Source organism: Methylobacterium sp. Leaf125 (assembly GCF_001423085.1).
GTDB lineage: Bacteria > Pseudomonadota > Alphaproteobacteria > Rhizobiales > Beijerinckiaceae > Methylobacterium.
Map to the genome: position 1 here is coordinate 21,988 of NZ_LMNU01000006.1, position 14,219 is coordinate 36,206.

Here is a 14,219-nt window from a genome sequence, read left to right on the forward strand (position 1 = left end):
GAAGAAGCGGCATCAGGCTGGTTCCTCCACCGGGGAGACCGGGACGCTCCTCGATTGTGGGGTCCGCGCATGAGCGCGTTCACCGAACCTGCAAGCGTCAGCAGAGACGCTCCTGGCAAAGCACAGTCTCCGGCTTGATGTCAGGCCAACATTGGGTCGAATTCAACGTCCGACGCGGATCATCGCCCCGTCTCTACAAACTATCATCAGAGAACCACACAATGATCGATCGAATTCTGTCAGTACGGTACATTATCATCAGCATATCACCCTGAATACAATACTGATCAAATCACCGTGATGGCCTGCCAGACTTCCAGTACTGCGCTATAACTCCGCAGATTATCGCCCCTCAACAAGCCCCGGACGCTGCAGAGGCAGTTCCAGGCGAGAGCTCTTCAAACAAACGCTCTCGATGACGAGGAAGAGGACGCCGCGTTGAACATCGCCGACTCCAGGAAACTGAACACCAAGACCTTCGAGATGCAGGGGAAATGCCCGTTCGGTGGCGACCGCATCGGCGGCGCCGTCGGCAGCCCACCGGCATTGTCGGATTGGTATCCGAACCGCCTGAAGGTCGAGCTCCTTCATCAAAATGGTCCGCTGGCCAATCCCCTGGGTCAGGACTTCGACTACAAGGCCGCGTTCGAGACCCTGGATCTCGAGGCGGTCAAGCAGGACATCAAGGCCTTTCTCACGACATCCGTCGCGTGGTGGCCGTCCGATTATGGCAATTACGGACCGCAGATGATACGTATGGCCTGGCATTCGGCCGGAACCTACCGGATCGCGGACGGTCGCGGCGGAGCCGGCGAGGGGCTCCAGCGCTTCGCGCCGATCAACAGCTGGTGGGACAACGGCAACACCGACAAGTCCCGGCGCCTGATCTGGCCGATCAAGCAGAAGTACGGGAGCGCCCTGTCGTGGGCCGACCTGATGGTCCTCACCGGCAATTGCGCCCTGGAGATCATGGGTTTCCCCACTTACGGCTTCGCTGGCGGACGCCAGGACGCGTGGGAAGCCGACAACGCGACCTATTGGGGCCCCGAGATCTGGGACCCGAACGACGTCACGTCGTTCGACAGCATGGTGACCCGCGACAAGCGCTGGCGTGGCCAGAACGGCGATGCGGATTACGATCTCGAAAACCCGCTGGCCGCCTCGCACCAGGCGCTGATCTACGTCAATCCCGAAGGCCCCTACGGGAATGGTGACCCGATCAGGTCCGCCCGCGACATCCGCACGACCTTCACCCGGATGGCGATGAATGACGAGGAGACCGTGGCGCTGATCGCCGGCGGCCATGCCTTCGGGAAGAGCCACGGAATGGTATCGGCCGATCAGGTCGGACCGCCGCCGGAGATCGCCCCGATGGAAGCGATGGGGCTCGGCTGGCACAACCCCAAGGGCACGGGTTTCGCCCAGTACACGATGACCAATGGGATCGAGGGAAGTTGGACGCCGAACCCGACCCAGTGGGACAACGCCTACCTGGAAAATCTCTTCAGGTTCGAATGGGTGCAGACCAAGAGCCCGGCCGGCGCCTCGCAATGGACCCCGGCCGATCCGGATGCGCCCAAGACCCCGGACGCCCATGTGCCGGGCCAGATGCATGGTCTGATGATGATGACCAGCGACATCGCCCTGAAGGTCGACCCGGACTACCGCAAGGTCTGCGAGAAGTTTCTCAACGACTTCGATGCCTTCACCCTGGCCTTCTCGAAGGCCTGGTACAAGCTGACGCACCGCGACATGGGGCCGAAGGAGCGCTACCTCGGACCTGAGGTCAAGATCGAGGACGATCTGCTTTGGCAGGATCCGATCCCGCGCCGCGACCATGCTCTGATCGATGACGCCAACGTCACCGTGCTGAAGCGGGACATCCTGGCGGCCGGCCTCTCGGTCTCCGATCTCGCCTTCACGGCCTTCTCGGCGGCCTCGACCTATCGCGACAGCGACAAGCGCGGCGGGGCCAATGGTGGTCGGCTGGCGCTCGCTCCGCAGAAGGATTGGTCGATCAACCGTCGAACCGTGCCGGTGGTAACGGTCCTGCGGCAGATCGCGGACGCCTTCAACGGCCGCCAAGCCGGCAAGCGGGTGTCGCTGGCCGATCTCATCGTGCTCGGTGGATGTGCCGCCGTGGAGAAGGCGCTCGCCGATGGTGGCCACCCTGGGACGGTGCCGTTTACGCCGGGTCGTGTCGACACCCGGCAGGAACTGACCGACATCGAGATGTTCGAGTGGTTGAAGCCCGTGGTCGACGGTTTCCGCAACTATGTGGCGGAGGATTTCGCCGCGGTCGCTCCGCGCGTCTCTCCCGAAGAGCTCTTCCTCGACAAGGCGTATCTCTTGTCCCTCACGGCCCCCGAATGGGTGGCCCTGGTGGGCGGTCTCCGGGCCCTGGGAGCGAACCACGACGACTCACGGCACGGAGTCTTCACCGATCGGGTCGGCGTTCTGTCGAACGACTTCTTCGCGAACCTGACGAGCGTAGATCTCGAATGGCGCAAGGCTGACCCGAAGGGCATGACTTTCGCGCTGGTCGACCGGGAGAGCGGCGCGACGAAGTTCACCGCGACGCGCTGCGATCTGGTGTTCGGGTCGAATGCGCAGCTCCGCTCCGTCGCCGAAGTCTATGCAAGCAGCGACGGAGCAGCCCGGTTCGCGAAGGATTTCGTGAAAGTCTGGGACAAGGTGATGATGCTCGACCGCTACGACGTCCGGGCGCGGTCGCACGCCCCCCTCTGACGCCAAGAACCCCTCTGACGCCAAGAACCCCTCTGACGCCAGGTAAAGGAGGGGAGACCGGGACATCCCTGTGCGGATGTCCCGGCCACGGCCAGCCTTATGACGTCTGCGTCGAATCCCCCATCCTCTCGGCCCGCGAACCCGTGGCACGGGCCTCGATCCTGTTGCACCAATGACCTCGCCGATCCCGGCCCTACCCGCCGAAGGTCGGTATCGGGTATCTCGCCGGCAAAGCCGCCCGACCGCCTACCGGTTCGCGCGAGCCTCCGACCCCGCGGTGGAAAAATCGACCGCAGGGCATTCGCTGCCCGACTCGGTTTCGATATCGAACGAGCGGATTCGCTTCGGCGGCTTCCCCTCAATCGAGTTCGCAGCGCACACGGATCATCGCGGCGGCCCAGCGGGGCGGAGGGAACGATGGCGCTGGTGTTCGTTGAGAAAAATTAGTCCCTCACGAGGTGGATGCGGAGAATACCGGACCGCGCGGAACGGTATTCGAAGCTGAGCCGTTCCCTGAGCCCGGCCGACATCAGCCCCGATGTCGCGTCGGCAACACGCCTGTGAGGACGCCCATGAGGAAGTCTCTGTTCGCCGCCGCCATCCTGGCCACCCTGGGCGCCATCTCGGCCGCTCCGGCCTCTGCCGCCCCCGGCATGATCGGCGCAGTCGACGCGCCGACCGCCGTCACCGAGGTTCGGATGGACGGCATGCACGGCCATCGCGGCCATGGTCGCATGATGGGTCACCGTCACATGCGCGGCCACATGATGCGTCACCATCGTCATCATATGATGGGCCACCGTCACCATCGCGGCCACATGATGGGACATCACCGCGGCCACCGGATGTAAGCGAGCCCCTGCGGGTTCAGATTGATCCGAATACGAACTCGGACGAGAGGGTCGAGACACGCGGCGGCGTGTGCGACGCTCTCGTCTTTTCCGGCCCCAACGAAGCGCCTCGAATTTCCGAAGATTTCGCCCTGCTATCGGGTCTCGTCCGGGAGCTGAAGCTGTTCAGAGGCTGATAAGTCCCCATGCCGGGGCGTCATTCGATCCGCCGGCATCTGAGGGAGCCTCGCCACGCAGGCTCGAGATCCGAGCCTCGAGCGAAACGATCGTCGGCCGGTCCCGACTGGAACCTTGTCGCCAGTGCAGCGGCAGGCCCGACGCGAAGGGTTTTTCGGCAGAAGCAGTGCAGAAGCAATGGTGGGCCCGGCAGGACTCGAACCTGCAACCAGACCGTTATGAGCGGTCGGCTCTAACCATTGAGCTACAGGCCCTCTCGCTTCCTCAGCGATGGGACGAGCGATACCCGAGTGGGAGACGCGCGTCACCTCGGATTCCATGATGCAGACGCGGATCAGCGCGGGTTTTCAGGCGACGATGCGGCGCTGCGCGGTGTGGCCGGACCTCCAGGATCGCGCTGTCGGCAAAACGGCTGAATGAGAGTAGGCCGCAGGTTTGCTGGTGGGGCGCCGCCCGGACGGGCTCGTGCTGTGCGGCGCGTGCGCGCCCGCACAGCCTTGGCCCTCGGCCGGATCCCCGCGTCTGGCCGTGTCCGGCGTGACCACCACATGAGGACGACAGCGGTCGTGGCGGAAGCCACGCGCCGTCCGTTTGTCCTCGAAACACCGTGAGCGTCCTGCATGCCTTCCCTGTCCGACCCGATCCGCATCGGCGCGATCGACGCCCAGAACCGCGTCTTCATGGCACCGCTGACCCGCGGCCGCGCCTCGCGCGAGCACGTGCCGACACCGATGATGGTCGAGTATTACCGCCAACGGGCCAGCGCCGGCCTGATCCTCACCGAGGCAACCGGCATCTCCCAGGAAGGCTTGGGCTGGCCCTTCGCGCCCGGCATCTGGTCCGATGAGCAGGTCGAGGCCTGGAAGCCGGTGGTGAAGGCCGTGCACGAGGCCGGCGGCAAGATCGTCTGCCAGCTCTGGCACATGGGCCGCATCGTGCATCCGGACTTCCTCGGCGGCCAGAAGCCGATCTCGGCTTCCGCGACCACGGCCCCGGATGCGGCGCACACCTATGCGGGTAAGAAGCCCTACGCCGAGGCGCGGGCGCTGCCCGTCGACGAGATCCCCCGCCTGCTGGCCGACTACGACCGCGCCGCGCGCAACGCCCTCAAGGCCGGGTTCGACGGCGTCCAGATCCATGCGGCGAACGGCTACCTGATCGACCAGTTCCTGCGCGACGGCACGAACCTCCGCACCGATGCCTATGGCGGCTCCATCGAGAACCGTCTGCGCCTGCTCACGGAGGTCACGCGCACGGTGGCCGAGGCCGTCGGCCGGGACCGTACCGGCGTGCGCCTGTCACCCAACGGCGCGATCCAGGGCGTCGATGATTCCGACCCCGAGGCCCTGTTCGGTGCCGCGGCGGCGGCCCTCTCACAGATCGGGATCGCCTTCCTCGAGCTCCGGGAGCCGGGCCCGAACGGCACCTTCGGGACGTCCAACCATCCGCCGATCGCCCCGACGATGCGGGCGGCCTTCGACGGTCCGCTGATCCTGAACTCGGATTACGACGGCCCGCGGGCGCAGGCGGCTCTCAACGAGGGCCACGCCGACGCCATCGCCTTCGGACGCCCCTTCATCGCCAACCCGGACCTGCCGGAGCGGCTGTTCGCGGGAGCCCCGTTGAACAAGGATGAGGCGAAGACGTGGTACAGCCAAGGCCCGGAAGGCTACATCGACTATCCGACTCAGAGTGCCGCCAAGGCAGCCTGACGTCGCCGAGGCGAGATCATCCGAGCCGTCTATTGTATCATTCTCGACACTAGACGGCGCCTCGACCGAGGTGAGACCCGGGCGAAAGCGGTTTCACCTCGATCACTTCGAAGAACGTTGTCGCTATCGCTCGGACGGAAGACATCCTATGTGTTGCGACCGACGAGGATAGCCGCTTTTGCCTTCGACCGATGCCTGCTCAGTCGCGCCGACCGGATGGACCGAGTCCGATCGGCTCGCGGAGCTCGCCAGCCTGGACCTCGCCGCCACCGGCCGGGAAGCCGTCTACGATGATCTGACCCGCATCGCGGCCTTGCTCTGCAACGCGCCGATCGCCCTGGTCAGCTTCGTCGAAGCGGACCGGCAATGGTTCAAGGGACGCGTCGGGTTCGAGCTGCCCGAGACACCACGGCGGATGTCGATCTGCGCGCATGCCATCGAGGCCGAAACGCTTCTCGTCATCCCGGACCTCACCCGCGATCCGCGCACCCGCGACAACCCGCTCGTGACGGAGGAGCGCCAGCTGCGCTTCTATGCGGGTGCGGTGATCCGCTCGCGCTCGGGCTATCCCCTCGGCACCCTCTGCGTCCTCGACCGCGTGGCGCGCCCCGAGGGCATCACGCCGATGCAGGCGGAGATGCTGGAAGCGCTGGCCCGCCAGGCCGCGACGCTGATCGAGCTGACGCGGACTCGCAGCGAGGTCGACGCCCGTGAAGCGGACCTCCAGGCGAGCGAGCGCCGCTTCCAGGTGATGACCGGCGCGATGCCGCAGATGGTCTGGACCACCCAGCCCGACGGCTATCACGATTTCTACAACGACCGCTGGTACGAATTCACCGGCGTCCCGCCGGGCTCGACGGACGGCGAAGCCTGGAACGGCATGTTCCATCCGGACGACCAGGAGCGGGCCTGGTCGCGCTGGCGCCATAGCTTGGCCACCGGCGAACCTTATGAGGTCGAGTACCGCCTGCGGCACCATTCCGGGGCCTATCGCTGGACCCTGGGCCGGGCGATGCCGCTCCACGATGCCGAGGGCCGGATCGAGCGCTGGTTCGGCACCTGCACCGATATCGAGGACCTGAAGCGGGCGGAGGCCGAGTCGCGCAAGCTCGCCGCCATCGTCGAGCAGTCGCAGGACTTCATCGGCATGGCCGACCGGGAGGGGTTCGTCCAGCACATCAACGAGGCTGGACGCCGCCTGGTCGGGCTCCCCGACGTCTCGGCCGTGACCGGCACCCAGATCCTCGATTATTTCATGCCCGAGAGCCAGGCGCTCGTCACCGGAACGGTCCTGCCCGCCGTCGAGCGGCACGGCTGGTGGGAGGGCGAGCTCGCCTTCCGACACTTCGGCACGGGGGAGGGGATCGCGGTCCTCTACAACATCTTTCCGGTGCGGGACGACGCGGGCCGTTTCGTCGGCTACGCCACCGTCACGCGCGACCTGCGCGAGCGCAAGCGGGCCGAGGAGGCCCAGGACCTCCTGATCAAGGAGCTGTCGCACCGGATCAAGAACATCTTCGCCGTGGTCGGCGGCATCGCCGGCCTGTCGGCCCGGACCGATCCGTCCGCACGTCCCTTCGTCTCGGCCTTCCGTGAGCGCCTCGGTGCCCTGGCACAGGCGCACGAATACGTCCGTCCGCATTCCCCCGCCAGCGCCCCCGCGGTGAAGGGCCAGACGCTGTTCGGCCTGATGCGCCTGATCATGGCGGCCTACGTGCAGGACGGGCGCGCGCGGATCGTCATCGACGGGGACGACGTGGCCGTGGGCGAGCGCGCCGCCACGGCCCTCGCGCTGATCATGCACGAGCAGGCAACCAACGCGATGAAGTATGGCGGCCTCTCGACCGAAGCCGGCAGCGTCCGCCTGACCGGACGACGCGACGGTCCGTCCTACATTCTGACCTGGGCGGAGAGCGGCGGTCCCACGGTGACCGGTCCGCCGACCCGGCAGGGCTTCGGCACGGTCCTGGCGCAGCGCAGCGTGGTCGGGCAGCTGGACGGCACGCTGGAGCAGGACTGGGCCCCGAGCGGTCTCGTGATGCGCCTCGTCGTCCCGGTGGATCACCTCCGATCGTGAGCCTCCAGCGATATCGCCTCGTCGTTTTCGACTTCGACGGGACCCTGGCCGACAGCTTTCCCTGGTTCGCCGGTGTCATCAACGGCGTCGCCGACCGCTACGGCTTCGCCCGCATCGCCGAGCACGAGACCGAGACGCTGCGGGGCATGGACGCGCGGGGCATCGTCCGGCATCTCGGCATTCCGGCCTGGAAGCTGCCGCTGATCACGCGACACATGCATCGGCTCGCGGCTCGGGATATCGGCGGGATCCGGCTGTTCCCCGGCGTACCGGATCTCCTCGCCGACCTCGACGGGGCGGGCTTGCGCCTCGGCATCGCAAGCTCGAATCGCGAGGCGACGATCCGGCGGGCGCTTGGACCCGCGGCCCGGCACTTCACCCACTACGCCTGCGGTGCGTCGCTGTTCGGCAAGGCCCGGCGCCTGCGGGCCCTGATCCGTGACGCCGGCGTTGCCCCGTCCCAGGCGCTCTATATCGGCGACGAGATCCGCGACCATCAGGCCGCGACCGAGGCGGGCTGTGCCTTCGGGGCTGTGACCTGGGGTTATACCCGTGCCGACGCGCTCGCAGCGCGGACACCGGAGCACCTGTTCGCCGACCCCGCGGCGATCGGCGGCTCCATCGTGTCGGCCCTGCCACAGGAGATTGGAAACTGCCCAGCGCCCCGGCCAGTCGGATTGCCACTTGCTCGCTCGGCGCGCCAGGTTAACGTACGTTAGGTCAGGCGTCCGGATCGACGCGGCGCTCGGAAAGCTTGTGCATGGACAAGACGCAGCGATCGCAACCGAACGGCCCGGCTGTCCCGGTGCAGAGGGAGCCGGTGGTCCGCCGCTTCAGGGCCCGCGGTTCGCGGTCGCATTTCCTGGTGGCCTGCCTCGCCGGCGGCCTGCAGGCGGCTTATGCCCCACAGCCCGAGTCCGAAGTCTCGGATCTGTTCGCGGGCCTGATCGCGCAACTCGATTTCAGCGAACCGGGAACGCGCTGACGCGGTCAGGGTCGATCGCGCCGTCCGCGACGGCTGCTGGCCACCGCCTTTCGTAGGACCCGTGAAAGCTGCTCCACCGAGTAGGGCTTGTGCAACAGCTCGAACCCGTGGGCACCTTCCTCGGCCAGGACATGACTGTACCCGCTGGCCAGGACCACCGGCAGGTCGGGCCGGCGCCGAACGATCTCCTTGGCGAGCTCGATCCCGTTCATGCCCGGCATGACGATGTCGGAGAACACCACCTCGAAGCGGAAGGGAATCTTCTCGAGCTGACGCAGGGCATCGGCGGCGGAGGTCGCCCAGACCGTGTGGTAGCCGAGTTCGGCCAGGGTTTGGGTGGCGAAGCGGCCCACCTCCGGGTTGTCCTCCACCACGAGGACGCAGGTGCCGTGCCCCTCCGTCAGCGGCTCGGCCTCCTCGGGCGGCCCGGCGGTTACGGATACGGCGGAGACGCGCGGCAGGTAGAGGGTGAAGGTCGAGCCGCGCCCCGGCGCACTCTCGACGACGACCTCGCCCCCCGACTGCTTGGCGAAACCGAAGACCTGGCTCAGGCCGAGGCCGGTCCCCTGACCGACGCCCTTGGTGGTGTAGAAGGGTTCGAAGATCCGGTGCAGGTCCCCCGCCGCGATGCCGGAGCCGGTATCGGTCAGCGACACGGCCACGAAGGCCCCCCCGCGGATGTCGAGGGGTGGGATGCCCGAGACCGTACCGACGCGGATCGTCAGCCGACCCTCGCCTTCCATGGCGTCGCGCGCATTCACCGCCATGTTCACCAGCGCGGTGTCGAACTGGCTCGGATCGGCATGCACGTAGCAGGGCATCTCCGGCACCTCGACGACGATCGCGATGCGGGCACCGGTCAGGGTGCCGACCATCTCGCTGATCGCGGCGACGCCCGAGCCCACGTTGAAGGTCTCGGGTTTGAGGGCCTGGCGCCGGGCGAAGGCGAGGAGCTGGCCCGTGAGCTTGGCGGCCCGTGCCACGGTGTCGGAGATCGCATCGACGTAGCGGCGGCGGCGATCCTCGGCGAGACCCGGCCGCTTCAGCAGGTCGGTGGAGGATTTGATGACCGTCAGGAGGTTGTTGAAATCGTGGGCGACGCCGCCCGTGAGCTGACCCACGGCCTCCATCTTCTGGGCCTGACGCAGGGCCTCCTGGGCCTGCGCCAGGGCTGCTTCCCGCGCCTTGTCCTCGGTGATGTCGCGGCCGCTGCAATAGGAGCGCCCGCCCTCCGGCACCGCCGTCCAGGACAGCCAACGGTAGCCACCGTCGCGGGTGCGATACCGGTTCTCGAAACGGAAGACGGGCGTACCGCCCGCCAGGGCCCCGACGGCCTCGGCGGTGCGCTCCACATCGTCCGGATGGATCAGGTCGAGTACGGACCGGCCGGCGATCTCGGATTCGGACCAACCGAGCACGACCTCCCAGGCGGGGTTCAGGCGCTCGAAGTAGCCGTCCGGGTGCAGCACGCCGAGGAGGTCGGGGCTGACCAGCCAGGTCAGACCGCGCTCGTTGGACCGCAGGATGACTTGACGCTCCAGATCCGCGTTGAGGAAGCGCAGTTCCGCCTCGTTCCGGCGCAGCGCGATCTCGGCGAGCGCCCGGTCGGTGACGTCGACGCCCTCGACGAAGATGCCGGTGACGGCGCCGTCATCGTCGAAGATCGGCTGGTAGACGAAATCGAGATAGAGCTCGACGTCCGCCCCGTCCACCGGGCTTTGGAGGGTGAGCTTCGAGGCCGTCGCCGTGAAGGCCTCGCCGGTGCGGTAGACGGTGTCGAGAAGCTCGAGATATCCCTGGCCCACGGCGTCCGGCAGAGCCTCGGCGACGGTCCGGCCCAGGACCGGTCGGTCGCCGACGAGGCGCCGGTAGGCCGGGTTGGCCAGTTCGAAGCGGTGTTCGTGCCCGCGCAGCACGGCCATGAAGCTCGGGGCCTGGGCGAAGAGCTGCTCGAGGCGCTCGCGCTCGGCGCTCGCCCGGCGCTCGGCCTGCACCCGGCCCGTCGTTTCGGCGCACGCGCAGAACATGCCGACGACCTGCCCGGCCTCGTCGCGCACCGGTGTGTAGCCGAACGAGAAGTAAGTCTCCTCCGGATAGCCGTTGCGATGCATGATGAAGGCGATGCCGTCCATATGCGTCGCCTCGCCCGCATAGGCGCGGGCGAGGATCGGCTCCACCTGGTCCCAGATGTCGTGCCAGAGGTCGCGGAACGAGCCGCCGAGGGCGGCTGGATGGCGGGCGCCGCACATGGCGGCGTAGCCGTCGTTGTAAAGGGTGATGTAGTCCGGCCCCCACACGATCAGCATCGGCTGCTGGGACCCGAGCATCACGCCGACGAGCGTCTTCAGCGCCTGCGGCCAGCCGATCGGCGCGCCGAGCGAAGTCGCGGACCATTCGTGGTGGCGCAGAAGCGCGCCGGTCTCGCCACCCTCGACGAGAAAGGCTTCGCGAAACGGCATCCTCGGGTCCTTTGCCCGCCTGGGGTCGAGCCCGGGCGAGCCATCCACGATGCGCGCCCCTGGCCGACCGGTCGCCCGGCCCCTCCAGCCCCAAGGGTCCCGAGGGGTGAGCCGCGAAGCTTACAGGCCGCGATTGGCCCCGGGCACCACGCTGGTGCCGGAGCCGCTGCCGAATGGCTCGTACTTGGTCAGGCCGCGGAAGAGCTGGCTGAGGAAGGCCCGGTCGGCGCCGCTGGTCGGCGTGGACCGCTCGATGAAATCGAACACCTTGCCATCCTGCAGGCCGTAGAGTGCCACGCGCTCAACCTTGAAGGCGCCGTTGAAATAGACGGCGGTGACCTTCTGGTCCTCGACCCGTTCGCCGAGGAACAGGACGGTGCGGCGCGTGTTCTGGCTGATGTAGTACCACGACTTGTTGCCGACGGTGGAGACGGTGGACGGCGTGCCGAGGATCTGCAGAACCTGCTCGGCGCTCATCCCCGGCTTCACGGTGGCGAGGGCCGCCTGGTCGATCTGGTAGCCATGGCGGATGTCCTCGCCGATGCAGCCGGACACTCCGGCTCCGATTGCGCCGAGGACGGCGAGGCGAGCGAGCGACGAGACGAGACGGCGCGACATCGGCCACCCTTACTGACAGTGAGAAACTGAAGGCGACTTCCGTGAAAGCGTCTTGCGGCCCCGATCCCGACCCGGCACCGAGGCAGAAGAATCCCGATGGAGGTTGCACCTTGACCGTTCGCTGCCGTAACGCGGGGTTATGGTTTTGACAAGGCAAGCCCGGCCACACCCCCCGGCCGTCCGCGCCGGCTTCACGCCCGCCGATCCGAGGAGGTGCCCATGATGACGGGTCTCCTCGACAGGCTGCGCGCCTGGGGCGGGTCGAGCCCGCGCGAGCGGGTGATCGAGACGCTGCATGGGCGCATCAACCAGGCGGCCCGGGATCCGGATCTCTACCTTCACCTCGGCGTGCCCGACACGTTGGAGGGGCGGTTCGAGTGCCTGATCCTGCACGTCATCCTGGTGCTGCGGCGCTTGAACCGCCTGCCCGAACCGGCCGCCGACGTGGCTCAGGACCTCGTGAATTCGGTGTTCTTGCAACTCGACTCGTCCCTGCGTGAATCCGGCATCGGCGATTTCGGCGTCCCGAAGCGCATGAAGAAGCTCGGATCCGCCTTCTACGGGCGGGCCGAGGGCTACGATGTCGCGCTCGACACCGGGGACACGGCGGCGCTGACGGCCGCGCTCGCACGCAATGTCCTGGGGGTCGACGCGCCGGAGGTGGCGGCCGGCCTCGCCCGCTACGTCCTCGCCAGCGACGCCGCCCTTTCCCAAGCCGACCTCGACGGGCTGATCGGCACCGGCCCCGCTTTCCCGCCGCCGCAATCCTTCGCCGCTCCCCAGGCCGAACCGGACGGCGCCACGACACGGATCGTCCCATGACCCGCCAAAATACGACCCGCCACGAAGGGTCCGGACCGCTCTCGCGGATCGTCAGCGTCGATCGCCTGCGCCGCAGCGATGGGCGGCTCGTCGTCACGGCGAGCCCGGAGGAATGCGCGGCCCTGGCCGCCGACTTCAAGATTCCGACCATCCGGGACCTCCTCGGCACGTTCGAGACGAGCGGTCCGCCCTCGGCCTTCCGGGTACGCGGAACGGTGACGGCGCAGGTGACGCAGGTCTGCACGGTGTCCCTGGAGGCCTTCGAAGGGCCGGTCTCCGAGCCGGTGGATCTGCTGTTCACCGACACCGACCGGCTCGCCGGGACCGACGCGGAGGATGCCGACGTCCCCGACCCGATCGTGGGAGGCAAGATCGATTTCGGCACCGTCACGGCCGAGTTCCTCGCGCTCGGGCTCGACCCCTATCCGCGCAAGCCCGGGGTGGCCTTCGAGCCCCATATCGAGGATCTGGAGGAGCCGCCGCTGGCGGCCCTGCGCGGGCTCAAGCCGGCCAACGACTGAGACCCGCGACCGCCAGATCGGAACGGCTTTCGGCAAACCGCTCAGATTTCGTTTGCCCGGCGGGCTTCAATCGCTATTTTCCGCCCCGCCGAGCAGGGGGCTGGTCGTTCGCCACCATCCCCGCTCACCGTGATGCCTCCCGCCGGGGGGCCGTTCTTTTCCGCGATCAGAGGCCACCGGCCACCCACCATGTCCCAGAGAGTGTGCATCTCGCTCGACGCCATGGGCGGCGACCACGGACCCACGACCGTGGTGCCCGGCGCCGCCATCGCCCGCGAGCGCCATCCCGAGATGACGTTCCTGATGTTCGGGGACGAGGCAATCCTCACGCCACTGGTGGCCGCCGAGCCGCGCCTGAAGGGCGCCGTCGAGATCCGTCACACCACGATGGCGATCTCCATGGACGAAAAGCCGAGTCAGGCCGTTCGCTCGGGGCGCGGCAAATCCTCGATGTGGCGCGCGATCCAGGCGGTGAAGGACGGTGAGGCCGATGCCGCCGTCTCGGCCGGCAACACCGGCGCCCTGATGGCGATGTCGAAGATCTGCCTGAAGACCCTTGCGGGCATCGAGCGCCCGGCCATCGCCTGCCTCTGGCCGACGGTGCGCGGCGAGAGCGTGGTCCTCGACGTCGGTGCCACCATCGGAACCGATGCCGAACACCTCGTCGAGATGGCGGTGATGGGCTCGGCCATGGCCCGGATCGTGTTCGACCTCGACCGGCCGACCGTCGGCCTTCTCAACGTCGGCACCGAAGAGATGAAGGGCAACGAGGCCGTCAAGGAAGCGGCCCGCTACCTGCGCGAGACCGACCTGCCGAACCTCGCCTATCACGGCTTCGTCGAGGGTAACGATCTCGGCAAGGGCACGGTCGACGTCGTCGTCACCGAGGGCTTCACCGGCAATATCGCCCTGAAGACCGCCGAGGGAACGGCGAAGCAGATCGGCAGCTACCTGCGGGCCGCCATGAGCCGGACCCTCTCGGCCAAGATCGGCTACTTCTTCGCCCGCCAAGCTTTCAAGGCCCTGCGGGACAAGATGAACCCGAGCCGGGCCAATGGCGGCGTGTTCCTCGGTCTCGAGGGCATCGTCATCAAGAGTCACGGCTCCGAGGACGCGCACGGCTTCGCGGCGGCGGTCGACCTGGCCCATGACATGGCCCGGCACGACCTCATGCGCACCATCCGCGACATGCTCGACCTGACGCCGGCCCCGGCCGCGCCATGAGCCGGCCCGTGAACAGAAGGACGGC

At 67.5% G+C, this 14,219-nt stretch carries 11 protein-coding genes and 1 tRNA gene; 9 read left to right on the forward strand and 3 right to left on the reverse strand.

The window, feature by feature from the left end; genetic code table 11:
- The first annotated feature begins 444 nt into the window (after positions 1-444).
- Both katG and ASF58_RS08725 read left to right on the forward strand, forming a co-directional pair.
- Positions 445-2,748, forward strand: a complete 2,304-nt coding sequence (katG, locus tag ASF58_RS08720; protein WP_200930189.1) for a catalase/peroxidase HPI — start codon at positions 445-447, stop codon at positions 2,746-2,748.
- A 572-nt stretch (positions 2,749-3,320) separates the two neighbouring features.
- Complete coding sequence (locus ASF58_RS08725) at positions 3,321-3,599, forward strand: hypothetical protein (RefSeq protein ID WP_055950468.1); 279 nt, start codon at positions 3,321-3,323, stop codon at positions 3,597-3,599.
- A 355-nt stretch (positions 3,600-3,954) separates the two neighbouring features.
- Here the strand turns inward: ASF58_RS08725 and ASF58_RS08730 are convergent.
- A tRNA-Ile gene (locus ASF58_RS08730) sits at positions 3,955-4,030 on the reverse strand.
- Between the two features lie 366 nt (positions 4,031-4,396).
- On the opposite strand from ASF58_RS08730, the gene ASF58_RS08735 reads away from it, so the two are divergent.
- From ASF58_RS08735 to ASF58_RS08750, 4 genes are all read left to right on the forward strand, one after another.
- On the forward strand, positions 4,397-5,488 hold the full coding sequence (locus ASF58_RS08735) for an alkene reductase (RefSeq protein WP_055950471.1): 1,092 nt from the start codon (positions 4,397-4,399) through the stop codon (positions 5,486-5,488).
- 178 nt (positions 5,489-5,666) lie between these two features.
- Complete coding sequence (locus ASF58_RS08740) at positions 5,667-7,565, forward strand: PAS domain S-box protein (RefSeq protein WP_055950474.1); 1,899 nt, start codon at positions 5,667-5,669, stop codon at positions 7,563-7,565.
- Positions 7,562-8,284 carry an HAD-IA family hydrolase gene (locus ASF58_RS08745; protein ID WP_244477237.1) on the forward strand — a complete coding sequence of 241 codons (723 nt, stop codon included), beginning with the start codon at positions 7,562-7,564 and terminating at the stop codon, positions 8,282-8,284. The genes ASF58_RS08740 and ASF58_RS08745 overlap by 4 nt, the downstream gene beginning before the upstream one ends.
- A 41-nt stretch (positions 8,285-8,325) precedes the next feature.
- Positions 8,326-8,550: a hypothetical protein gene (locus tag ASF58_RS08750; protein WP_055950477.1), complete on the forward strand. Its 225-nt coding sequence runs from the start codon at positions 8,326-8,328 to the stop codon at positions 8,548-8,550.
- 5 nt (positions 8,551-8,555) lie between these two features.
- Here ASF58_RS08750 and ASF58_RS08755 read toward each other — a convergent pair whose 3' ends face one another.
- Complete coding sequence (locus ASF58_RS08755; protein WP_055950480.1) at positions 8,556-11,009, reverse strand: PAS domain-containing protein; 2,454 nt, start codon at positions 11,007-11,009, stop codon at positions 8,556-8,558.
- Positions 11,010-11,129: 120 nt separating this feature from the next.
- A complete protein-coding gene (locus ASF58_RS08760) occupies positions 11,130-11,627 on the reverse strand; it encodes an outer membrane protein assembly factor BamE (protein ID WP_055950483.1) in 498 nt (165 codons plus the stop codon).
- Between the two features lie 222 nt (positions 11,628-11,849).
- On the opposite strand from ASF58_RS08760, the gene ASF58_RS08765 reads away from it, so the two are divergent.
- From ASF58_RS08765 to plsX, 3 genes are all read left to right on the forward strand, one after another.
- Entirely contained in the window at positions 11,850-12,449 is a 600-nt protein-coding gene (locus tag ASF58_RS08765) for a ubiquinol-cytochrome C chaperone family protein (protein ID WP_156375609.1), read from the forward strand.
- Positions 12,446-12,970: a DUF177 domain-containing protein gene (locus tag ASF58_RS08770; RefSeq protein WP_055950489.1), complete on the forward strand. Its 525-nt coding sequence runs from the start codon at positions 12,446-12,448 to the stop codon at positions 12,968-12,970. The genes ASF58_RS08765 and ASF58_RS08770 overlap by 4 nt, the downstream gene beginning before the upstream one ends.
- A gap of 189 nt (positions 12,971-13,159) precedes the next feature.
- On the forward strand, positions 13,160-14,194 hold the full coding sequence (gene plsX, locus ASF58_RS08775; protein WP_055950491.1) for a phosphate acyltransferase PlsX: 1,035 nt from the start codon (positions 13,160-13,162) through the stop codon (positions 14,192-14,194).
- The last annotated feature ends 25 nt before the right edge of the window (positions 14,195-14,219 follow it).